A 20,528-nucleotide genomic window follows, 5' to 3' on the forward strand; every position below is an offset into this window, starting at 1 on the left:
GCCACCAGGGTCACGCCCTGCCCTCCACCACCACGGCCAGGGCCCCTTCGGCCGACAAGGTGGCGAGCACCGGTGCCACCGACGCCGGCACCTCCAAGGTGGCCACCGACGCGCTCCCCGCGCTCGTGCTCGTCGGCCCACTCACCGCCACGACCGTCGCCCCCTGGCAGAGCACCGCGCCTGGCACCGCCACCACGCCGCCTGCAGCCGACGACCCACCACCGGCCGGAACCGGCGGGACACTGGGCGCCGACGAGGTGCTGCCTGGCACCCCGGCCATCACCACCGCCACCTTCTCCCCTCGGACCACCCCGTTCGCCGGCGCCTCCGCTGCGGTCAGGGCCACCCCCACCAGGGACCGGCCCGCCGGCAGCCCGGCGACCGGGCCCAGGTCCGCCGGGGACAGCACGGTGCCCGGGACCAGCGTGACCGCGGCCCGCCGCCCCAGCACCTCGCCGACCGCCCGGGCCGGCACGGTCGGGAGGCTCCTCGGCACCCGCACCCCGACGGCGGCCAGGTCCCGCGCTTCGAGCACCTGCCCGACGGCCACCGTCTGCCGGACCACCACCACCCGCTCCGTGCCCTGGGCGCGGAGGAACGCGGCGACGACCGCCACGGTCGAGCCGATCACCACCAAGGCGGCCAGGGCGGCCAACAGCGGCCGGCGGCGCCCGCCCGCAGGCACCAGGCGAAGCGGCTCCGCCCGGTCCCCGCTGCCACCGGCCCGTCCCCCGAGGGGACCTTCCTCCCTGACCGCCCACGACGTCACGCCCGCAGGCTCGCCGGTGGACCTTGCTGGGAACCTTGCTGGGCGAGCGGATCCAGCTCGGCGCGCCCGCCGGGTGCATCAGCCGACGGGCACAGGCCGCCTGACCGGGGCGTCGGCCGGGGCCCAGCGCGCCCAGGTCCCCCCAGGCAGGCGGACCTGCCAGGGACTGCCCTCGTCCTCCTGGGCCACCAGGTGGAGCCACTCCCCGTCGAAGAGCTCCTGGAGGACCCGGTTGCGCCCGATGATCGCCTCGAGGCGGGCCAGGGGGGCCTGCACGACGACCAGGAGCCGCAGGGGCTCGTGGAACGGCCGGGGGCCGTCGAAGAGGGACTGCAGCGGCAGGCCCACCCCGAGGTCCCCACCGGCGCCCCGCACCACCCCGATCCCCCCGACGACGTTCTGGGCCGTCTTGTCGCCCGAGGAGAACACGGCCGGTTCGACCGTCGAGAAGTAGTACTGGGCGTTGATCCAGTGGGCCACCACCACCGGGGCGGTCAGGATGCTCTCGAGGGCCTGGCCGTCGGGGTCCGCAGCGGGGTCGTAGGAGTGGAGGAAGCAGCGGCCCTCGAGGTGCACGCCGGCGGTGAGCCGCCGGGGCCCGATGACGAAGGCGGCGTTGCCCGCCAGGCCCCACTCCGGCTGCACCTGGGCCCAGTCCGCGGCGCGGTGCTCGGGCTGCCCGATCCGTCCGAGATGACCCGAACCGGGTAGCGTCCGTCGACGCTCCGCCGCGGTCGCCGCGCCGGCCCGGTCCAACGCGGCCTGCAGTGCCGCCACCTGGTCGCGGTGGCTGGCCGGCACCAGGTGGCGGTCCAGGATGCTGACCCGGTCGGTGGCCGTGTCGTGCTCCCCGGCCACGAAGAGGGTGCCGACTGGGATCTCGATGCCCCGTTCGGCCAGCCGGCGACGGATCGCCGGCCGGTTCAGGATGGCGGCGGTGGCCCGGGCGCTGTGGCCGCCCCGGTTGCCGCCGCAGGCCCCACAGTCCAGGGCCGAGGCGTAGGGGTTGTTCTCGGTGCTGCTGCCGTGCCCGCAGAGCAGGACCAGGGGGGCGAAGGCCCGGACCAGCCCCATGGTCCGCAAGGTGGCCTCGGCGAGCAGGGCCTGCTCCTCGTCCGCCTGCTCGCCCAGGGGGGTGCCCTCCGGGGGGTCGACGGTCACCGCGGTCGGGACCGGGGGCGCGAGCAGGGCGTGGAGCCGCCCCCTCGCCGCCGCCGCGCCCCGCGGCGCCAGGGTCTTGGCGAGGGCCAGCGGGCCGGCCACGAACCCCCCGGCCTCGGCGAGCACGAACTGGGCGGCCGATCCCTTGCGGGCGCCGTCGAAGGCCCGCCGGGCTCCCGCCATGGCCTGCCGGCCGGCCAGGGACCGCCGAGCCGCCTCCTCGGACGCCGCCCCGACCGGCTGCTCGCCCAGCTCGATCCTCGGCCGGACCAGCACTGGGCAGAGGTCCACCGTCTCGGCGGCCCCGAAGGGCTGGTAGCGCAGGGGCACGCCGAAGAACCCGGCAGCCCCGAACGTCTCGTAGGGGCCCTCGGCCTCCAGGTGCCGGCGGAGCCGCTCCGAGCGGACGTCGATGCAGAAGACCGCCTGGGCCACTGGACTGGGGGCCGCCGGACTGGGAGCGGCCGGGTGCTCCCACCGCTGCTCTGCCGCGTCCAGGGCGCGAAGCAGGCGGTCCCGGTAGTGGATCTCGAAGGCCGCCAACCAGGTGGCCGCCCGGGCCGGGGGGTCCAGCTCGGCCAGCTGCCGCTGGAGGTCCTCGGGGAGGTCGCCCAGGGCGGGGGACGCCGTCCACCACGACCCGCCGCCAGGGAGGCCGTCCCGGCTGCCCCCGGGCGCCGAGGAACGGTGCCGCCGCTCGATCCCTCGCCGGGCCAGCCGGGCCCGCCGAGGCGGCGGGGCCGGGGCGGTCACGACGACCGCCTCGTAGCAGAGCCGCACCGCCAGGTAGTCCAGCAAGGTCGGGGCTCGTCCCGGCGAGTCGGCTTCCGCCCAGAGCGACCGCCACTTCGCCAGGCCCGCCCAGCCAGGCATCCGCCCGAGGTGACGGGCCAGCTCCGCGACCCAGCGCGCCTCGGGCACGGCGAGGTGATCGAGCGCCCCGCGCAGGGCCGAGGCCGGGTCCTCACCGAAGGCGGCCAGCTGGTGTCGACCCGCTCGGCCCACCAGGGCCCGGGCCCCGGGGTCGTGGACGACGGCACGCCGCCAGGAGCGGTAGAAGCCCTCTTCGTCGGGGTCGGCCAGGATGCCGGCCACGTAGGCCCCACACCACTTCGCCACCTCACGGTCCACCAGCCCGGCCAGTCCGCTCCCACAGCGCGCGTCAAGCCGCTCGACCGCCGTCGTCGCTGACCCAGGCACCCCTGAGCCCATGACGTCCTCGCCGCCTGGGCCCGCCTCGGGCCGCCGGCCCTCCCGGGCGGCCAGGGCGGCCCGCAGGTCGTCGGCGCTGATCCGCCCCTCGGCGTAGGCCTCAGCCATCTGGGCCGGCGCCGGGTACCCCTCGATGCCAAGGACCGGCCCGGCGGTGGCCACGGCGGCCTCGAAGGGCAGCTGCCGGAGGTCCCACAGCGGGTTCACCGCGATGGCCGTCGCCAGGGGCCAGAGGGCCGGCACGACCCGGGCCGCCTCCTCCACCTGGGCCCACAGGCGGCCCACGCGGGGATCGTCGGCCGGGCTCACACCACGCCCTCCCACCACAGGCCCGACCCGAGCCGCTCCGGTGCCGCCCGGTCCACCAGCACCGGCACCAGGCGTTCGGCCAGCCAGGGCACCCGCAGGGCCCCGAGGGCCACCAGGCCAGCCCCGGCCATGACGAGCAGCCACCACGGGCTGAGCAGCCCGGCCGCACCCCCGGGCAGCGCCGGGCCGAGCCAGCGACCGAGGCCCCAGAGCACCAGGCCATAGAGGCCGCTCGCCCCGAGCAGGCCCCCCACCCCGAGGACCGCCCACCCAAGGGTCGCTGGCCGCTCCCACCAGGACCACGCGGCGGCCGCGGCACTGAGCGCAGCGAACACCACGAGCACCGCCGCCCCCCGGTCGGCCAGGGCGCCGGGGACCGCCACCATGACCCCGACGGCAGCCCCGGCCGAGACCCCCGCCAACCCGGCCCGCAGGAGCCCAGGCAGCGCCCGTCGCGGCGCGGCCGGCGCCTGCCCGAGGCGGGGCACCTGGGACCCCGACCCCAGGAACAGCATGGCCTTGTAGAGGGCGTGGCCCACCAGGTGCACCACTGCGGCCAGCCAGGCCCCGACCGCGTACTCGGCCAGCATGAACCCCATCTGGCTCTTGGTCGAGTACACCAGCGAACCCTTCACGTCGGGCCGCCGGGTCATGAGCTGGGCGGCCACCGCCGCACTCGACCCGGCAGCCACGAAGAGGACCACCATGGCCGGCAGCGACGCCCCGGCCAGCGCCCCGGTTCGCACGAGCAGGATCCCCCCGCCGTTCACCACCCCGGCGTGCAGCAGCGCGGAGGCCGGCGTGGGGGCGGCCACGGTGCCCGGCAGCCACCGGCCCAGGACCCACTGGGCCGAGCGGGTCAAGGCGGCCCCGACGAGCAGCAGGGCCACGACGGTGGCCAAGTCGCCGAGCCGGCCAGGGGCCGCCTCGAGGGCGCGGGCGTCGACCAGGTCGAGGTTGCCGACCCGCCAGGCCACCAAGACGCCCGCGACCACCAGCCCGGTGTCGCCCAGGCCGAAGAGCCAGGCCGTCCGCCAGGTGGCCTGGCGGACCCCCGGCAGGTCCGGTCGGCACCCCAGGACCGCCACGAAGGCCACCCCGGCGGCGACCCAGCCCCCGACGAGCAGGGGAAGGGTGGCTGCGCTGCAGACCAGCAGCATGGCGGCCACCACCCCGCTCGTCCCCGCCAAGAACCGCCCGACCCTCGGGTCGCCCTGGAGGGACCGCACGGCGAAGCTCTGGACCAGCGCCCCCACCCCGCAGACCAGGACGAGCAGCGTGACGGTCAGCTGGTCGGCCCACAGGCCGACCACCACCGAACCCGCTCTCCCCCGGACCAGCAGCCCGAAGGGCGCCCCCGCGGCCACCGCCACCAGGCCCCCGAGGGCCCCGAGGGTCGCCGCCCACCCGAGGCCAACCACCACCCGGCGGGCCCGCCCGGAAGCCCCTCCGAGCATGCCGGCTATCACCAGTCCAGCGACCGGCAGCACCAGGGCCGCCCCGAGACCGAGCCGGCCGAGGACGACCATCAGCTGGCCCGCCGCGCCGGCCGGGGGCCGACCCGGCCCCGTCCTGCTCGCCCAGCAACGCCTGCTGAGTGATTCATGATCTGCACATCGTGAATCCTATGACGTCAGTCATGGGTGGGCAAGGTGGGCTCGGCACCGGTCGGGACCCGATGCCGGCCACCTCGCCGTCCTCGGCGCCGCTAGCATGTGGTTAGTGACCGCGGAGATTGACGCGGGGGCAGGCTCTCCCAGCTGGACGTTCCTGACCAATCACGGTCATGTCCTGGTCTGCATCGCCAATGACCCCGGCATCCGGGGGCGGGACATCGCGGCCCGGGTAGGGATCACCGAGCGGGCAGCCCAGGCCATCGTCGCCGACCTGGTCCGCGAGGGCTACGTCACCCGGACGAAGGTCGGGCGCCGCAACGTCTACCGCATCAACCCGGATCGCCCCCTCCGCCACCCCTGCGAGCAGCCCCACAGCATCGGCGAGCTGCTCCGACTGGTCGGCGAGCTCAACGAGCCCGAGCCGCAGTCCGCGCCGGCCGCCTCCTGACCGCCGCGCCTCCCGAGCGAGCCCGACCGCCCCTGGCGTGGGCTCAGGCCGGGCCGCTGCTGGCGGACACGGCGGGATCGGCCGGGGCCCGATCGGCCGCCGGCGGGGTGGCTGAGCGGTGCTTGCGGAGGGTGAGGACCCGGGTGGCCGAGCAGACCGCGGCGAGCGCCATGGCCGAGATCGAGGCGTAGAAGGCGGCGTGGAGGCCGCTCGTGAACGGCCCGGCCAGGCGGGCGGTGAGGTGGGTGGTGCCCACGAAGATGGCGAAGGCCAGCCGCCGCGGGATGGAGCGGGCGGCGACGAGGATGGCGACGGCGAAGGAGAAGACCATGCCGACGTTCGAGAAGGTCCGCAGCATCCCCGAGGCCACGCCGAACTGCCGGCCCGGTGCGGCCTTCATGACCGCCGAGTTGTTCGCCGGGAAGAAGTTCCCCGAGCCCACCCCGTTCACCACCGCCGCCAGCACCACCAGCCAGAGGCCAGTGGTCGTCCCCAGCTGGGCGTAGACCACGAGGGCGACGACCTGGACGGCCAGCCCGACGGTGGCCGGGATGACCGGGCCCACCTTGTCGGCCAGCCGACCGGCCACCGGGCCGACCAGGCCACCGACCAGGTAGCCGGGGACCAGCAGCACCGAGGCGTGCAGCGGCGACAGGCCCCGGACCCCCTGGAGGTACATGATCACCAGGAAGAGCACGGCGTAGTTCGCCAGGGCCTGGAAGAGCGAGGCCAACAAGGTGGGGGTGAGGGTGGGGATGCGGAAGAGCCCCAGGTTCACCATCGGAGCCGCCTGGCGGCGCTCGACGAACCCGAAGGCCACGAGGAGGGCCAGGCCGCCGAGCAGGGCCCCGAGCACCTCGCCGTCGGCCGCCGTCGTCGCCAGGCGGGTCATGGCCCAGAGCACCCCGAAGAGCGCCGCGCCGAGCACCACCATGCCGACCAGGTCCAGGCGCTGGCGCTGGCGTTCCCCCCGGTCACGAAGCACCCGCAGGGCCAGGGTGAAGGCCACGAGCCCCGCAGGAACGTTGATCCAGAAGATCCAGCGCCACGACACGTAGGTGACGATGAGGCCCCCGAGGAGGATGCCGAGGATGGCCCCCAGGTTGAAGCCCACGGCGTTGAACCCGTAGGCCCGGCCCCGGCGCTCAGGGGGGAAGGTGTCGGCGATGACCGCCCCGCTGTTCGCCGTGATGAGGGCGCCTCCCACCCCTTGGAGGACCCGGAACAGGATGATGGTGAGCTCGTTGACCGCCAGGGCGCAAAGGGCCGAGCCGACGATGAAGACGATGAACCCGGCCTCGTACATGCGGACCCGCCCGAACATGTCCCCGAGGCGGCCCACCTGGGTGGCCAGCAGGGTGATGACCAGCAGGTAGGCGATGATCACCCAGACGACCCCCGAGAGGGGCACGTGCAGGGCCCGTTCCAGCTCAGGCAGGGCCAGGACCACGATGGTGGTGTCGACCGCGGACATGAGGACCCCGGTCATGATCACCACGAGCGCCAGCCCCGGGCGGGCGGTCGTCCCGGCGCTGCGGGGGGCCCGTCTGGGCGGACCGGAACCGTTCGGCACCGGACCGTTCGCCGCCAGGCCCGCCGGGCTCACGTCGAGCTTCCCCCGCAGGTGGTCTCGAAGCCGACCAGCACCGCCCCGAGCAGGCCGGCCAGCGCCTCGGGGTCGCAGCCCCCGGCCTCGCAGGCGGCCCGGAGCCGTTCACCGAGCTCCCGCTCGACGGCCGCCAGCTGGCTGGCCCCGTGCTCGGTCAGCCGCAGCCGCACACCCCGCCCGTCCTCGGCCACCGGCTCCCGGGCCAGCAGCCCGCCGCGCTCCAGACCAGCCACGATGGCGCTCAGGGTGGCCCGCTGGACGTCCGCCTTGGCCGCCAGGGCCGAGGCCCGCTCGGGTCGCTGGGCCACCAGGACCAGGACCCGGTACTGGGCCAAGGTGAGGCCCGCCGCCGAGGAGGCCTGCTCAAGCAGCCGTGAGAGCCGGGCCAGGGCCCGACCGACCGCCACGGGAGCGGCGCCGGGGTCTTCCCGTCCGGTCCGCTCGACTTCCACCAGGTTTGCACCCCTGGTCACGGTGGTGAGCCTATCGCGTCATCGGCCGGATGCCAGCCCGGCGACGGCCGGGAGGACCTCGGCGGCCAGGAGCTCGAGGTGCTCGAGGTCGGTGAGGTCCAGCACCTGGAGGTAGGCCCGGCTGGCCCCCGCAGCGGCGAAGGCCTCGAGGCGCTCCACCACTTCGCCCGGCAGCCCGCAGGCCCCGTGCTCGCCGGAAGGTCGCCTCGTCCTCCCCGCAGCAGACCACCAGGGCCACCGAGCGCCGCAGGCCGGCCGGGTCCCGGCCCAGGGCCTCGCAGGCCCGGTCGGCGGCCACCTGGCGCTCCTGGAAGACCGCCAGGGGCGGAAAGGGCAAGTTGAACTCGTCGGCGAAGCGGGCCGCCAGCCGGGGGGTGCGCGTCGCCCCCAGGCCCCCGACAATGAGCGGGGGTCGGGGCTCTTGGACCGGGCGGGGCAGGCCCAGGTGGCCCGCCAGCTGGTAGTGCCGGCCGGCGAAGCTGAAGGGGGTGGCCGGGGTGGCCCGGAACACGCCGGTCACGATGGCCAGCTGCTCCTCGAGGCGTTCGAAGCGCTCGGCCGTCGACGGGAAGGGGATCCCGAGGGCCCGGTGCTCGGCCTCGAACCACCCGGCCCCCAGGCCCAGTTCGACCCGGCCGCCGCTCATGGCGTCGACCTGGGCGACGGCCACCGCCAGGGGGCCGGGCAGCCGGAAGGTGGCGGAGCTGAGCAGGGTGCCGAGACGGATCCGGCTGGTCTCCCGGGCCAGGCCCGCCAGGGTGACCCAGGCGTCGGTCGGTCCCGGCCCGGGGTCCCCCCCGCCCATCCGCAGGTAGTGGTCGGAGCGGAAAAACCCGTCGAACCCCAACTGCTCGGCCCGCTGGCAGACCACCCGAAGCTGGTCGTAGGTGGCGCCTTGCTGCGGCTCGGTGAACACCCGGAGCTCCATGCCCCGACGCTACTGGCTGGCCACCCCCGACCAGCCCTGGCCGGCGACCTGCAGGACGTCCCAGGGGCTCCCGAGCGGCGGCGTGTAGGAGAGGTCCAGGTCGCTCAGCTCGTCGACCCGCAGCCCGGCGTGGATGGCCGTCGCCGCGGTGTCGATCCGCTTGTGGACGGCGCTGTGGCGCGACCCGACCATCTGGGTGCCGAGCAACCGCCCGTCCCGGCGATCCCCGGTCAGGCGCAGGTGAATCGGCCTGGCCCCGGGGTAGTAGGCCTTGTGGTCGTCGGCGCTGCCCGCCCACGTCCGAGGGGCGTGGCCAGCCGCGGCGGCCTCGGGGTCCCGCAGGCCGGTCCGGGCCGCCACCAGCTCGAAGACCTTGACCACCTGGGTGCCCAGGCTGCCGGCGAACCGGCGGTCCCCGCCCACCGCGTTCTCGCCGGCCACCCGGCCCTGCTTGTGGGCCGTGGTCCCGAGGGGCAGGTAGGTCTCGCCGAGGAGCCGGTGGTGGGTCACGACGCAGTCCCCGGCGGCGAAGACGTCAGGGAGTCCGGTGGCCATGCGCCGGTCGACCCGCACGGCACCGTTCCGGGCCAGGGTCGCCCCGGCCGAGCGGGCCAGCTCGCTGTCGGGCGCCACCCCGGTGGCCACCAGCACCAGGTCCGCGGTCGCCCGCCACGGGCGCCGGGTCCCTCCGATGTCCTCGAGCACCTCGACCCGCAGCTCGCCACCCTCCTCGGCCAGGCCACCGAGGCGGCAGCCGGTCCGGACCACCACCCCTTCGGCACGCAAGGTCTCGGCCACCAGGGCCCCGAGCTCGGGGTCGAGGGCCGGGAGCACCTGGGGGCGGGCCTCGAGCACGGTGACCGCCAGCTGCCGGCGCCGCAGGGCCTCGACCATCTCCAGGCCGATGAAGCCGGCCCCGACCACGAGGGCCCGCTTCGGCCGGCGCCCCTCGAGGTCGGCCATGATCCGCCGACCGTCGCCGATGTCGTGGAGCAAGTGGACGCCCTGCTCGGGTCCCAGGCGCTCGAGGCCGGGCACCGGGGGCCGGCACGGGCGCGCCCCGGTGGCCAGGACGAGCCGGTCGTAGGCCAGGACGTCCTCCCGGCCCGCGGGGCCGACCACCTCGAGGCGGTGCTCGGCCACCGCCACCCGCCGGGCCCGGGTGCAGGTCCGCACCTCGATCCCCTGGGCCTCCAGGTCGGCCCGCCGCCGATGGGCCAGGTCCCGCCAGTCGGCCACCTCCCCCGAGAGGTAGTAGGGCAGGCCGCAGACGCTGAAGTTGGGGTAGTCGTCGGCCAGGACCACCGTGACCTCGACACCGGGGTCCAGCTCCCGGGCACGCAGGGCGGCGGCGATGCCCGCGTCGCTGCCCCCCACGCAGACCAGCCGGCTCATCGCGCGCCCGGCCGGCCCGCCGGGAAGAGCCGGGGTCGGGCCCAGAGGGCCACCGAGACCAGGGCGACGAGGACCGGCACCTCGATGAGGGGACCCACCACCCCGGCCAGGGCCTCCCCGGAGGTCACCCCGAAGACCCCGATGCACACGGCGATCGCCAGCTCGAAGTTGTTGCCTGCCGCAGTGAACGCCAGGGTGGCGGTCCGCTCGTAGGGCAGGCCGACCGTCCGACCGAAGAGGAACGACCCGCTCCACATGATGGCGAAGTAGCACAGCAGGGGCAGGGCGATCCGGGCCACGGTCAGCGGTTCGGCGGTAATGGTCCGGCCTTGGAGGGCGAAGAGGACCACGACGGTGAAGAGCAGCCCCACGAGGGCCAGTGGGCCGACCCGGGGCAGGAACCGCTGCTCGTACCAGGTCCGGCCGCGGGTTCGCTCGGCGGCGAACCGGGTCAGGAACCCCGCGATCAGGGGCACCCCGAGGAAGATGGCCACCGTCTCGGCGATGGTCGGCATGGAGAAGCGCAGGCCCACCGTCGGCAGGCCCAGCCAGCCGGGCAGCACCCGCAGGTAGAAGGTGCCGAGCAGGGCGAAGGCCAGTAGCTGGAAGAGCGAGTTCAGCGCGACCAGGACCGCGGCCGCCTCCCGGTCACCGCACGACAGGTCGTTCCAGATCAGCACCATGGCGATGCAGCGGGCCAGGCCCACCACGATGATGCCGGTCCGGTAGGCCGGCTCGTGGGGCAGCCAGGCCCACGCCAGGCCGAACATCACCGCCGGCCCCACCACCCAGTTCAGGACCAGGGACGAGACCAGCATCCGACGGTCCCGGGTCACCGACCCCAGCTCGCCGTAGCGGACCCGGGCCAGCACCGGGTACATCATCACGAGCAGCCCGAGAAAGATCGGGAGGGACGTCCCCTGGGTGACCTGCAGGCGGTCCAGGTCTTTCCCGAGGTCCGGCACCGCCCGTCCGAGGCCCAGCCCCAGGCCCATGGCCGCCAGGATCCACAGCGGCAGCAACCGGTCCAGCCAGGAGAGCCGCCGACGGGCCACCGGCCCCGCCGCCGGGGCCAGCGGCCGGCCCTCGACCAGGGCCTCACGCACCGACGGCCCCGGCGACCGTTTCGCAACAGGTCCCGATGGCACCTCGGGCGGCTGACCCGCCGGTGCTCCGGCGCGGACCGGCCGAGGCTTCGCCCAGGACGACGTAGACCTCCCAGGGCTCCCCGTCGGGCCCCCGCACCCAGACCTTGTCCTGCAGGGCGTAGCAGCAGGCGACCCGCTCCTCCCGCTCGGTCACCAGTCCCTCGCTCGCCAGTCGGCTCGCCGCCGCCTCGGCCGCCTCGGCCCCGTCCACCTCGACGCCCAGGTGGTCCAGGACCCCGGCATCACCGTCGGTGGTTTCGAGCAGGACGAGCTTCAACGGCGGGTCGCCCACGGCGAACCGCGCGTACCCCGGCCGCACGAGAGCCGGCGGCGTCTCGAAGAGGGTTTCGTAGAACGACACGGCCGCCGCCAGGTCGGAGACCCGGAGGGCCAGCTGCACTCGGGACATGGGACCTCCCGCTAGATTGACCTTCGTCGATCCTACTCGACAGATCGATCTCGGTCAATGTTGTGGGAGGAGGCTGCCATGCCGAGGGCGCCCGTGCCGAACCCGCTCGGGGCGCGCCCAGCGCCCCCCGACGACGAGGCCTGCCAGGCGTCGCTGCTCGAGGCACCCCTCGGCGAGGAGGAGGCCCGCGACCTGGCCCGCCTGCTCTCGGCCCTCGCCGACCCGGTTCGGCTCCGCTTGCTCTCCCTGGTGGCCGCCCACGGCGAAGTCTGCTCCTGCGACCTGGAGCGGCCCCTGGGTCGGAGCCAGCCGACGATCTCGCACCACACGAAGGTCCTGGCCGACGCCGGGCTCCTCGTCGGCGAGCGCCGCGGCCGGTGGACCTGGTGGCGGGTGGTCCCCGAGCGGCTGGCCAGTGTCCGAGCAGCCCTCGGCGACTGACCGGCCGGCCTCGCCCGAAGCTCAGCCGGCCCGAACGGGGACCCAGCGCAGGACGCAGAGCTGCCTGGTGGGGGGACGGGGCTGCTCGGCCAGGGCGGCGGCCACCTCGTCTCGTCGGTCCTCGGGCAGGCAGAGCCGCCGGCAGACCTCGGCCACCTGGTCGTGGCTCGGGGGAACCACCGGCTCCTCGTCCCAGCCGACCTCAACGGGCAGCCCGAGGGCGCCGAGGGCGGCGACCAGGTCCTCGGCCCGGGGGCCCCTCGGCCGCTCGAGCCCCCAGAAGCGTCGCCACAGGGGCGCCATCCAGGCCAGGGGGTGCTCGGCCGAGACGACGACCACCACGAGCCGCCGGGCGTGGTCGTCGAGAGCCCGGACGAAGGGGGCGAGGGCCGCCACGTTGTAGAGGACGTGGTGGCACACCACAACGTCGGCCGCTGGTACCGACGGGGCCACCGTCGGCCAGTCCCCCTGGGTCGCCTCGGCGGCCACCCCCAGGGCCGTGGCCTGCTCGACGAAGGCCGCCAGCATGGCCGGGTCCTGGTCGACCCCGTGGACCAGCCCGGCGGGCGGCACCAGGGCCAAGCCAGCGGCCCCGGCCCCGCAGCCCACGTCCAGGACCCGGCCCCCCTCGGGCAGGGCCTCGCTCGCCCAGCGCCGGGCCAGGCCGGTCCGCTCGCGGGCCTCGGCCACCCGGGCCATGAAGACCGCCGGGTCGAACGCCCAGGGCGAGGCCGGGGCCTGGCGCAGGATCTCCTCGGGCAGGGCCAGGCTCCCAAGGGCCTCGGCCCACGCCTCGAGCGGATCGTCCATGGCGCCAGCATGCCAGCCAGAGGGTTCGGGGCCGCTCACGTCCACCCGGCCCGATCGCCGGGGGCCTGCCACACTGGGGCCGTGCCCTCGGCTGCCTCCCCGCCGCCTCGCGCCACCTACACCCACGGCTACGACCGCAGCGTCCTGGCGGCCCACCGCTGGCGGACCGCCGAGAACTCCGCCGGCTACCTGCTGCCGTTCCTCGCACCGGGCCAGCGGCTCCTCGACCTGGGCTGCGGGGTCGGGACCCTCACCGCCGACCTGTCGGCCCGGGTGGCCCCGGGTCCGGTGGTTGCCCTGGACCTCGCCGCCGAGGTCCTCGCCGAGGCCCAGCGGTCGATCGCCGACGCAGCCGGGACCGGGCCGGTCGCCTTCGCCCTGGCCGACGGGTTGCGCCTGCCCTTCCCCGACGACAGCTTCGACGTCGTCCACGCCCACCAGGTCCTCCAGCACGTGGCCGACCCGGTGGCCGTCCTCGCCGAGCTCCGGCGGGTCTGCCGGCCCGGCGGCCTGGTGGCGGCCCGGGACAGCGACTACCTGGTCGAGCTCTGCTCGCCCGCCGATCCCCGGCTGGCCCGCTGGCGGGACCTCTATGTGGCGGTGGCCCGGCGCAACGGCGGGGAGCCCGCCGCCGGCCGCTTCCTGGTGACCTGGGCGGAGCGAGCCGGTTTCGGGGAGATCCGGGCCTCGGTCAGCACCTGGGCGTTCGTGACCCCCGAGGAGCGGCGCTGGTGGGGGGAGACCCGGGCCGAGCGGACCCTCGCCTCGGACCTGGCCCGCCACGCCCGAGCCGGCGGGCTCGCCGAGCCGACCGAGCTCGAGGACCTGGCCCAGGCCTGGCGGGACTGGGCCCACGCCCCGGCTGGCTGGTGCCAGCTGACCCACGGCGAGATCCTCTGCCGGCCCTGAGCGTCGCCTAGGCTGCGCCGAGGACCCGACCAGGGGTCCGGGCCAGACGGAGAAGGGGGCCAGATGGCAGCGGGCGAAGTAGCGGTGAGCGTGGCGCGGCCGGCCGCCGAGGTCTGGTCGGTGGTCTCGGACTTCGGGGGCATCGGCCAGTGGATGCCCGGCATCGACGCCTGCGAGCTCCGGGGCGACGATCGGGTCCTGTCCCTGGGGGGCATGACGGTGGTCGAGCGGGACCTCGGCGTCGACCCGGTCCGGCGGGTGGCCCGCTACGGCATCGTCGGCGGGGACCTCGCCCTGACCCGGCACGAGGCGAGCATCGAAGTCCTCGAGGACCCCGCAGGCTGCCGGATCCGCTGGTCCTTCGAGGTGGAGCCCGACGAGCTCCTCGGGGTCTTCCAGCAGACCTACCAGCGGGCCCTCGAGGCCCTCGCCGCTCGTCTGGCCACCGGCCCCGCCGACTGACCCGAGCGAGCGGGACCGGCTCCGGCAGGGGCTCGGAGTGGCGCGGGCCTAGCCGGTGCGGGCCAGGTCCCGGTCGACCGCCCGGAGCCGACCGGCCAGGGCCTCGAGCACGCCCCGCCGCACCCGAGGGGAGCGCCGTAGGAGGGCCTGGAAGTCGGCCTGGGCAAGGGCGAGGGCCTCGACCTCCTCGGTGGCCACGACCGTGGCGGTCCGGGGCCCCCGATCGAGCAAGGACAGCTCCCCCACGACCGAGCCGGGGCCCAGCCGGGCGACCGTCCGGCCCCCTCGCTGGACGGCGCAGCGCCCGCTGACCACGACGTAGGCCAGCCCACCCTGCTGACCCTCCCGGGTCAGGACGGCCCCGGGGGCGAAGTGCTCGGGGACGGCGAGGTCGGCGACGGCGGCCAGGTCCGCCCGGGAGAGGCGTGCGAAGAGCCCCACGGGCGCCAAGGCCTCCACCTTCCGTCGACGAGCCCAGCGCAGGGCCACCGGGCGGTCCTCCTCCGGTCGATCGCGTCCCCTCAGGACGGCGGCTGCAGGTTAGCTCGGCGTGCGCTGTCTCGGCGTCCTAGGCTCCGTCTCGACAGGGGATGCATCGACCGCTCGTCCGGACCTGCGCACCGGGGCAGCGGTGAGGAGGAAGGCCGGTGGAGGTCAGTTTCGACGAGACCGAGGAGGGGGACGCCGCCGTCCTGGTGGTCCGCGGCGAGGTCGACCTCTCGAGCGCGCCCCAGCTCCGCCAGCGGCTGCTCGGCTTGGCGACCGGCGGTCCGAGGACCGTGGTGGTGGACCTGACCGGGGTGTCCTTCATCGACTCGACCGGCCTCGGGGTGCTGGTGAGCGCCCTCAAACGCCTCCGGGCCGAGGGCGGGGACCTGCGGCTGGCCGTGGACCGCCCCCAGATCGCCAAGGTGTTGGAGATCACCGGGTTGGACACCGTCTTCCTGGTGGCGCCGACGGTCGAGGAGGCCGCTCGACGATGAAGGTTCGACGATGAGGGGCCTCGCCAGCCAGCCCGAACCGGCGGGCGACCCCACGGACCGGGTCGTCCTGGTCCTGCCTCCTCGACCCGAGCTCCTCGCCGTGGCCCGCCTGGCGGCAGCAGCCGTGGCCAGCCAGGCGGGACTCAGCCTCGAGGAGATCGAGGACCTTCGCCTGGCCGTCGACGAGCTCTGCAGCCGCTTCCTCCCCCCGGCCATCGCAGCCCCCGGCGACCAGCCCGGCGGCGCGCCGACCGCTCCGCCCCTTCGCGTCGAGCTTCGCTTCGCTCCTGGCTGGCTCGAGGCCCGCTGCCGGCTGGAGGGTCCCCCAGGCTCGGTGGGCGGGCCAGGGAGCCGGCGGGAGAGGGTCTGGGGCGGTGAGGCCCGGGCCCTCTCGGACCGGATCCTCGACGCCCTGGTCGACGAACACGGCGCCGACGAGGGGGGCGGGGGGGCCTGGCTCCGTCTGACCCACCGGTCGGGCCCCCCGTCGTGAACCCGGTGGCGGAAGGCTCCTCGGCCGCCCCCCTCGAGGGGCACGAACCCGGCTCCTGCGCAGCCGCCCGCCACGCCCTGGTCGAAGCCCACCTGGGGCTGGCCACCCACCTGGCTCGCCGGTTCGCCGCTCGAGGCGAGCCGTTCGACGAGCTGGTCCAAGTGGCGCGCCTCGCCCTGGTGGGTGCCGCCGCCCGCTTCGACCCCAGCCGGGGCGTGGCCTTCTCGACCTTCGCCACCCGCACGATCCTCGGTGAGCTCAAGCGCCACTTCCGGGACCGGGTCTGGGCCGTGCGGGTGCCCCGCCCCCTCCAAGAGCTGCTGCTGGCCGCCCACCAGACCGAGGCCCACCTGGCCCAGCGCCTGGGCCGCCCCCCGAGCGTGCCCGAGCTGGCCGGCGCCCTCGGCGTGGACCCCGAGCAGCTGCTCGCAGCCCAGGAGGCCGCCCAGGCCTACCGGACCCTACCCCTGCCAGCCGCCGAGCCCGAGGACAGCGGCCCAGAGGCCGAGCGAACGGCGGCCCTGGCCGACCCGGCAGCCGACCGGCTGTTCCACTGCGCCGAGATCCGCGCCGGCCTCCAGCGGGCCCTGGCGGAGCTCGCCCCCCGAGACCGCCGGGTGCTCTGGCTGCGCTTCGGCGAGGGCCTCAGCCAGTCCGAGATCGGCCGTCAGCTGGGAGTCAGCCAGATGCAGATCTCCCGGATCCTGACCCGCAGCCTGGCCCGCCTCCGGGCCCTGCTCGCCGAGTCGGCACCCCCCGCCGTCGATCTCGGCGGTCCCCTCGCCGAGCCCTCGCCGGCTCGTGCCGGTTTGCCCGACCCGCCGGCTGGGTAGCACCCAGGTGAGCGCCGGTCCGCACCCGGGTCGGCAGCGGGGAGGGAAAGGAGCAGGCATGCCGATGAGCCGTGGGGAGACCGGCCGGCTCGCCGCCGAGCCGGTGGCCACCTGGCACCGCGTCGTCGAGACCGCACCGGCCGGGCGGATCTGCGCCGAGCCGGGCTGCGGCACCCGGCTGTCGATCTACAACAGCGGGGACCGCTGCGCCCGCCACGAGCACTTCGTCAGCATCGTGGTCCGCCCCAGCCCCGGTCCGAAGCGGGCTGGCGACTCGGCAGCCTAGGCCCCCGACCGTCGGTGGCCGCTCAGTGGCCCGGCCCGGCTCCCTCGGGCGGATCGCCGACGGGCACGGTCCGCAGGTAGGTGACCAGCAGCCGGCGGTAGGCGTCCTCGTAGGCGTCGTAGGTGGCCCGCAGCGCCGGACCGGGCCAGTCCTCGGGCAGCAGGGCCTCGGGCAGCAAGGGATCGGTCGTCAGGTGGCGCACGGCAGCGGCCGCCACCTCGAAGCAGGCCGCCAGGGCGCGAGGACGGCCCCCCTCCAGGTCGGGCAAGGTGGCCTGGAGGGCCACCACGAGAGCCCGGGCCTCCGCCGCCCAGGCCTCGAGGTCGACCAGCCGGGCGACCAGCGTCCGGTCGTCCTGGCCTGCCCCGAGCAGGCGCCCCTGCCACACCAGGCACTGCCGGCCGACCTCGGCGTGGTCCTGGAGGACCCGCCCCACCGCCTCCTCGAGGCCTCCCAGGTTGGCGGGCCGGGCCCAGAGCGCAGGCCGGACCTCGAAGAGCCGCTGTTCGACCAGGGCGGTCCCGAGGGTCCGCTGAGCGAGCCGGCTTCCCCGACCCCCGGCGACGACCAGCCAGGCCCCCGACCAGGAAAGCAGGGCGGGGTGCCGGGCAGCCCGCTGCCGGGCGTGCCGGGCCAGCATCCGCCCCGAGAGCCGATAGCGGCCCGGGCCGGCCACCTCGAGCTCCCCGGCCGCCACCATCCGGCTCATGGCCACCCGGGCGGTGCCCTCGGCGATCCCGAAGAGCTGGCAGCAGCGGACCAGGGACCGACCGGCCAGCTCCGGCACCTCCAGGGGCAGCAGGATGCTGGCCACCACCGAGCGGGCGGTGACGCCCCGCCCCGGTCCCTCCCACGGGACCGTCCGGTCGGCCTCCGTCGCCCCGCCCACCCCTCGACCATAGGCCACGGCCACCGCTGGGCGCGACGGCCTGCGGTCACGGTCGGCGGGGCCCGCCGCTAGGGTCCCGAGTCGTGCACCTCGCCCTGCTCGGTACTGGTCGAATGGGCACGGCCATCGCCCAGCGTCTCCTCGAGGCCGGCCACGACGTCACCGTCTGGAACCGCACCCGGTCCAAGACGGCCGCGGCCGCAGCGGCCGGCGCCGTCGTGGCCGAGAGCCCCGGCGCGGCAGTCGCCGGCGCCGAGGTGGTCCTCGTGTCGCTGGCCGACGACGCCGCCGTCCTCGCCACCGTCGACGAGGCGCTGGCCGAGGCCCTCTCGCCCGGGTCGGTCCTGGTGGACGCCAGCACGGTCGGGCCGACGACCAGCCGGGAGGAGCAGCGGCGCCTCGGGCCCGACCGCTTCCTCGCGGCTCCCGTCCTCGGGGCGCCCGAGGCGGTCCGGGGGCGTGCCGCCACCTTGCTGCTCGGGGGCCCCGAGCAGGCCCGGCTCCAGCTGGCCGCCCTCTGGGAGGACCTGGCCGGGGCCCACGTGGTCTGCGGTGAGGACCCGGCGCTGGCGACCACCATGAAGCTGGTCGCCAACTACCTCCTCCTCGGGAGCCTGGCGGTGTGCGCCGAGGCGGTGGCCACGGCCCAGGCGGCAGGGGTGGCCCCGAAGGTCCTCGAGGGGTTCCTCCGCAGCTCCCCCCTCGTGGCCCCCGGCCTGCAGAACCGTCTCGACCTGCTCCTCGGCCAGGACCACCGGGGCTGGTTCGCCCCGGCGCTCGGCGCCAAGGACGTCCGCCTCTTCGAGCAGCTGGCCGCCAACGCCGCCCTCCGCCTGCCGGTCGCCCCCGCCGTGGCCGCCGCCTACCAGGCCACGGCCGAGGGTGCCGACCCGGCGTCCGGTGCCGAGGAGGACGTGGCCGCCGTCGTCGAGGTGCCCCGGGGCAACCGGCCGCTGCGGACCCACTGACCCGGTCGTCCTCGGCCACTCGGCGCAGGGTTCCCTCGCCTCGGACGCGAGATCACCGGCCCGGTCACCAGACCCCGAGACCGGGTCGCTTCTTGGCGACCCGGGCCGGGGGCGGCGGGGCGCTCCGCAGCAGGGCACAGAGCTCCTGACGGGTCCGGGCCGGGTCCACCACCTCGTCGAGCTCGAAGGCCTCGGCCACCGACACGGCCTTGCCCCGCTCGTAGGCGGCGGCGACCAGCTGCTCGTAGAGGGCCTCGGGGTCGTCGGCCTCGGCGAGCTCCCGGCGGAACCCCAGCCGGACCGCCCCTTCCAGGCCCATGCCGCCCAGCTCCCCGGTCGGCCAGGCCACCGTCCGAAGCGGCGTCCGGAAGCTCCCCCCGGCCATGGCCTGGGCTCCCAGCCCGTAGGCCTTGCGGAGCACCACCGTCACCCAGGGCACCTGGACGCTCGCCCCGACCACGAAGAGCCGGCCGGCCTGGCGGACCAGGCCCTCGGCCTCGGCCGCCGGGCCGACCAGGAAGCCAGGGGTGTCCACCAAGGAGACCAGCGGCAGGTCGAAGGCGTCGCAGAGGGCCACGAAGCGAGCGGCCTTCGCCGCCCCCGCGGCGTCGATGGCCCCGCCGAGGTGGAGCGGGTTGTTCGCCAGGACCCCGACCGGCCGGCCCTCCAGGCGGGCCAGCGCGGTCACCATGCCCGGGGCGAAGCGAGGCCGGAGCTCCAAGACGCTGCCCTGGTCGGCCAGGACCTCGAGGATCCGCCGGACGTCGTAGACCTCGGTGCGCCGCGCCGGGAGGAGCCCGGCCAGCTGCGCCTGGTCGGCCTCTTCCCAGGTGGCAAGCGGCCCCTGGAAGTAGCCCAGGTAGCGTTTGGCCACCGCCACCGCCTCGGCCTCGTCGGCCACCGCCAGGTCCACCACCCCGTTGGCCTCCTGGACGGCCAGCGGCCCGATCTCCTCCGGAGCGAAGCGACCGAGTCCCCCGCCCTCGATCATGGCCGGGCCCCCCATGCCCAGGTTCGCGTCCGCCGTGGCGATCAGTACGTCGCAGCAGCCCAGCAGGGCGGCGTTCCCGGCGAAGCAGCGCCCTGCGGCGATCCCGACCAGGGGCACCAGGCCGCTCAGGCGGGCCATGAGGGCGAAGGCCATCGTGTCGAGCCCGGTGATCGTCGTCGTGTCGGTGTCCCCCGGTCGGCCCCCACCGCCCTCGCCGAAGAGCACCAGGGGGACCCGCAGCCGCTCCACCACCTCCAGCAGCCGGTCCTTCTTCCGGTGGTTCATCTGCCCCTGGGTGCCGGCCAGGACCGTGTAGTCGTAGGCCAGTACGGCGCAGGCCGCCCGCTCCGGGAAGAGCTCCCCGTTCACCCGGCCCAGCCCGCAGACCAGGCCGTCGGCCGGGGTCTCCCGCTCGAGCTCCTCCCGGGAACGCCGGGCCCGTTGGGCCGCCACCACCAAGGACCCCAGCTCCTGGAAGCTCCCCTCGTCCAGCAGGTCGGCCACGTTCTCCCGGGCGGTCCGGTGCCCGATGGCCTTGTGCCGGGCCACCGCGGCCGGCCGGGCCTCGTCCTCCACCAGGGCCCGACGGGCCCGCCAAGCAGCCACCTCGGGCCGCTCGGCGGGCCCCGGCGTGCCCGGCCCCGACCCGACGGGCCTCCACTCGGCGGCGTCCCCCTCGACTGGGCCCCCATCCCCCGGGGCGAGTCGGCACAGCGTCTCCCCCTGGCGCACCGAGGTCCCCGGCGGGACGAGAAGGGCGAGGACCACGCCGGCCGTGGGGCTCTCGACCGGGTACTCCATCTTCATGGACTCCACCAGGGCCACCCGCTGGCCTGCTCGGACCCGTTCCCCCGCGGCCACCAGCACGGCCACCACCGTGCCGGTGACCGGCGACTGGACCTCCACCGCCTCCTGCTGCCCGTCCTCGGCCACGAGCCGGCACCCTAGCCAGCCGACCTGCCCCGGCCCAGCCGTGCTCGACGTCG

At 75.8% G+C, this 20,528-nt stretch carries 21 protein-coding genes and 1 pseudogene; 9 read left to right on the forward strand and 13 right to left on the reverse strand.

The window, feature by feature from the left end; translation table 11 throughout:
* Positions 1 to 10: 10 nt before the first annotated feature.
* From Acit_RS12800 to Acit_RS03620, 3 genes are all read right to left on the reverse strand, one after another.
* Positions 11 to 769: an SAF domain-containing protein gene (locus Acit_RS12800; RefSeq protein ID WP_312709401.1), complete on the reverse strand. Its 759-nt coding sequence runs from the start codon at positions 767 to 769 to the stop codon at positions 11 to 13.
* Positions 770 to 847: 78 nt separating this feature from the next.
* The gene (locus tag Acit_RS03615) at positions 848 to 3,427 is read right to left on the reverse strand and encodes a DUF2309 domain-containing protein (RefSeq protein ID WP_248105786.1); all 2,580 of its coding nucleotides are present in this window, start codon (positions 3,425 to 3,427) and stop codon (positions 848 to 850) included.
* A 20-nt stretch (positions 3,428 to 3,447) separates the two neighbouring features.
* Positions 3,448 to 4,980, reverse strand: coding sequence for a proton-conducting transporter transmembrane domain-containing protein (locus tag Acit_RS03620; protein ID WP_282436153.1), 1,533 nt, complete (start codon positions 4,978 to 4,980; stop codon positions 3,448 to 3,450).
* A gap of 193 nt (positions 4,981 to 5,173) precedes the next feature.
* Here Acit_RS03620 and Acit_RS03625 point away from each other — a divergent pair, with 193 nt between their 5' ends.
* Positions 5,174 to 5,515 carry a helix-turn-helix transcriptional regulator gene (locus Acit_RS03625; protein WP_248105787.1) on the forward strand — a complete coding sequence of 114 codons (342 nt, stop codon included), beginning with the start codon at positions 5,174 to 5,176 and terminating at the stop codon, positions 5,513 to 5,515.
* A 43-nt stretch (positions 5,516 to 5,558) separates the two neighbouring features.
* Here the strand turns inward: Acit_RS03625 and Acit_RS03630 are convergent, their stop codons facing one another.
* The 6 genes and pseudogenes from Acit_RS03630 to Acit_RS03655 form a co-directional block, all read right to left on the reverse strand.
* The gene (locus tag Acit_RS03630) at positions 5,559 to 7,121 is read right to left on the reverse strand and encodes an MFS transporter (protein WP_248105788.1); all 1,563 of its coding nucleotides are present in this window, start codon (positions 7,119 to 7,121) and stop codon (positions 5,559 to 5,561) included.
* Positions 7,118 to 7,597, reverse strand: a complete 480-nt coding sequence (locus tag Acit_RS03635) for a MarR family winged helix-turn-helix transcriptional regulator (protein WP_248105789.1) — start codon at positions 7,595 to 7,597, stop codon at positions 7,118 to 7,120. Before Acit_RS03635 ends, Acit_RS03630 begins: the two co-directional genes overlap by 4 nt.
* Before the next feature lie 18 nt (positions 7,598 to 7,615).
* Positions 7,616 to 8,525, reverse strand: a pseudogene (locus tag Acit_RS03640) (LLM class F420-dependent oxidoreductase).
* 9 nt (positions 8,526 to 8,534) lie between these two features.
* Positions 8,535 to 9,920, reverse strand: a complete 1,386-nt coding sequence (locus tag Acit_RS03645; protein WP_248105791.1) for an FAD-dependent oxidoreductase — start codon at positions 9,918 to 9,920, stop codon at positions 8,535 to 8,537.
* A complete protein-coding gene (gene arsB / locus Acit_RS03650) occupies positions 9,917 to 11,026 on the reverse strand; it encodes an ACR3 family arsenite efflux transporter (protein ID WP_312709407.1) in 1,110 nt (369 codons plus the stop codon). Before arsB ends, Acit_RS03645 begins: the two co-directional genes overlap by 4 nt.
* Positions 11,019 to 11,477 (reverse strand): ArsI/CadI family heavy metal resistance metalloenzyme, encoded by a 459-nt coding sequence (locus Acit_RS03655; RefSeq protein ID WP_248105793.1) that lies wholly within the window; start codon positions 11,475 to 11,477, stop codon positions 11,019 to 11,021. The genes arsB and Acit_RS03655 overlap by 8 nt, the downstream gene beginning before the upstream one ends.
* Before the next feature lie 78 nt (positions 11,478 to 11,555).
* On the opposite strand from Acit_RS03655, the gene Acit_RS03660 reads away from it, so the two are divergent.
* Positions 11,556 to 11,918: an ArsR/SmtB family transcription factor gene (locus Acit_RS03660; protein ID WP_248105795.1), complete on the forward strand. Its 363-nt coding sequence runs from the start codon at positions 11,556 to 11,558 to the stop codon at positions 11,916 to 11,918.
* Between the two features lie 21 nt (positions 11,919 to 11,939).
* Here the strand turns inward: Acit_RS03660 and Acit_RS03665 are convergent, their stop codons facing one another.
* A complete protein-coding gene (locus tag Acit_RS03665) occupies positions 11,940 to 12,728 on the reverse strand; it encodes a methyltransferase domain-containing protein (RefSeq protein WP_248105797.1) in 789 nt (262 codons plus the stop codon).
* 81 nt (positions 12,729 to 12,809) lie between these two features.
* Between Acit_RS03665 and Acit_RS03670 the strand changes: the two genes are divergently transcribed.
* The gene (locus Acit_RS03670) at positions 12,810 to 13,637 is read left to right on the forward strand and encodes a class I SAM-dependent methyltransferase (protein ID WP_248105799.1); all 828 of its coding nucleotides are present in this window, start codon (positions 12,810 to 12,812) and stop codon (positions 13,635 to 13,637) included.
* A gap of 63 nt (positions 13,638 to 13,700) precedes the next feature.
* Positions 13,701 to 14,099, forward strand: a complete 399-nt coding sequence (locus Acit_RS03675) for an SRPBCC family protein (protein WP_248105801.1) — start codon at positions 13,701 to 13,703, stop codon at positions 14,097 to 14,099.
* Between the two features lie 48 nt (positions 14,100 to 14,147).
* Here the strand turns inward: Acit_RS03675 and Acit_RS03680 are convergent, their stop codons facing one another.
* Positions 14,148 to 14,588 (reverse strand): cyclic nucleotide-binding domain-containing protein, encoded by a 441-nt coding sequence (locus Acit_RS03680; RefSeq protein ID WP_248105803.1) that lies wholly within the window; start codon positions 14,586 to 14,588, stop codon positions 14,148 to 14,150.
* A gap of 158 nt (positions 14,589 to 14,746) precedes the next feature.
* Here Acit_RS03680 and Acit_RS03685 point away from each other — a divergent pair, with 158 nt between their 5' ends.
* The 4 genes from Acit_RS03685 to Acit_RS03700 are packed head-to-tail and all read left to right on the forward strand — an operon-like array spanning position 14,747 to position 16,694.
* The gene (locus Acit_RS03685; RefSeq protein WP_248105805.1) at positions 14,747 to 15,082 is read left to right on the forward strand and encodes an STAS domain-containing protein; all 336 of its coding nucleotides are present in this window, start codon (positions 14,747 to 14,749) and stop codon (positions 15,080 to 15,082) included.
* Between the two features lie 10 nt (positions 15,083 to 15,092).
* The gene (locus Acit_RS03690) at positions 15,093 to 15,575 is read left to right on the forward strand and encodes an ATP-binding protein (protein WP_248105807.1); all 483 of its coding nucleotides are present in this window, start codon (positions 15,093 to 15,095) and stop codon (positions 15,573 to 15,575) included.
* Positions 15,572 to 16,408: a sigma-70 family RNA polymerase sigma factor gene (locus tag Acit_RS03695; RefSeq protein WP_248105809.1), complete on the forward strand. Its 837-nt coding sequence runs from the start codon at positions 15,572 to 15,574 to the stop codon at positions 16,406 to 16,408. Before Acit_RS03690 ends, Acit_RS03695 begins: the two co-directional genes overlap by 4 nt.
* Positions 16,409 to 16,466: 58 nt before the next feature.
* Positions 16,467 to 16,694: a hypothetical protein gene (locus tag Acit_RS03700; protein WP_248105811.1), complete on the forward strand. Its 228-nt coding sequence runs from the start codon at positions 16,467 to 16,469 to the stop codon at positions 16,692 to 16,694.
* A gap of 22 nt (positions 16,695 to 16,716) precedes the next feature.
* On the opposite strand, the gene Acit_RS03705 is transcribed toward Acit_RS03700, so the two are convergent.
* Positions 16,717 to 17,583, reverse strand: a complete 867-nt coding sequence (locus Acit_RS03705; RefSeq protein WP_248105813.1) for a PaaX family transcriptional regulator C-terminal domain-containing protein — start codon at positions 17,581 to 17,583, stop codon at positions 16,717 to 16,719.
* 83 nt (positions 17,584 to 17,666) lie between these two features.
* Here Acit_RS03705 and Acit_RS03710 point away from each other — a divergent pair, with 83 nt between their 5' ends.
* On the forward strand, positions 17,667 to 18,551 hold the full coding sequence (locus Acit_RS03710) for an NAD(P)-dependent oxidoreductase (protein ID WP_248105815.1): 885 nt from the start codon (positions 17,667 to 17,669) through the stop codon (positions 18,549 to 18,551).
* 64 nt (positions 18,552 to 18,615) lie between these two features.
* Here Acit_RS03710 and Acit_RS03715 read toward each other — a convergent pair whose 3' ends face one another.
* Positions 18,616 to 20,475, reverse strand: coding sequence for a carboxyl transferase domain-containing protein (locus Acit_RS03715; RefSeq protein ID WP_248105816.1), 1,860 nt, complete (start codon positions 20,473 to 20,475; stop codon positions 18,616 to 18,618).
* Between the last annotated feature and the right edge of the window lie 53 nt (positions 20,476 to 20,528).

This window comes from Aciditerrimonas ferrireducens (assembly GCF_023130475.1).
Classification (GTDB): Bacteria; Actinomycetota; Acidimicrobiia; order Acidimicrobiales; family UBA8190; genus Aciditerrimonas; species Aciditerrimonas ferrireducens.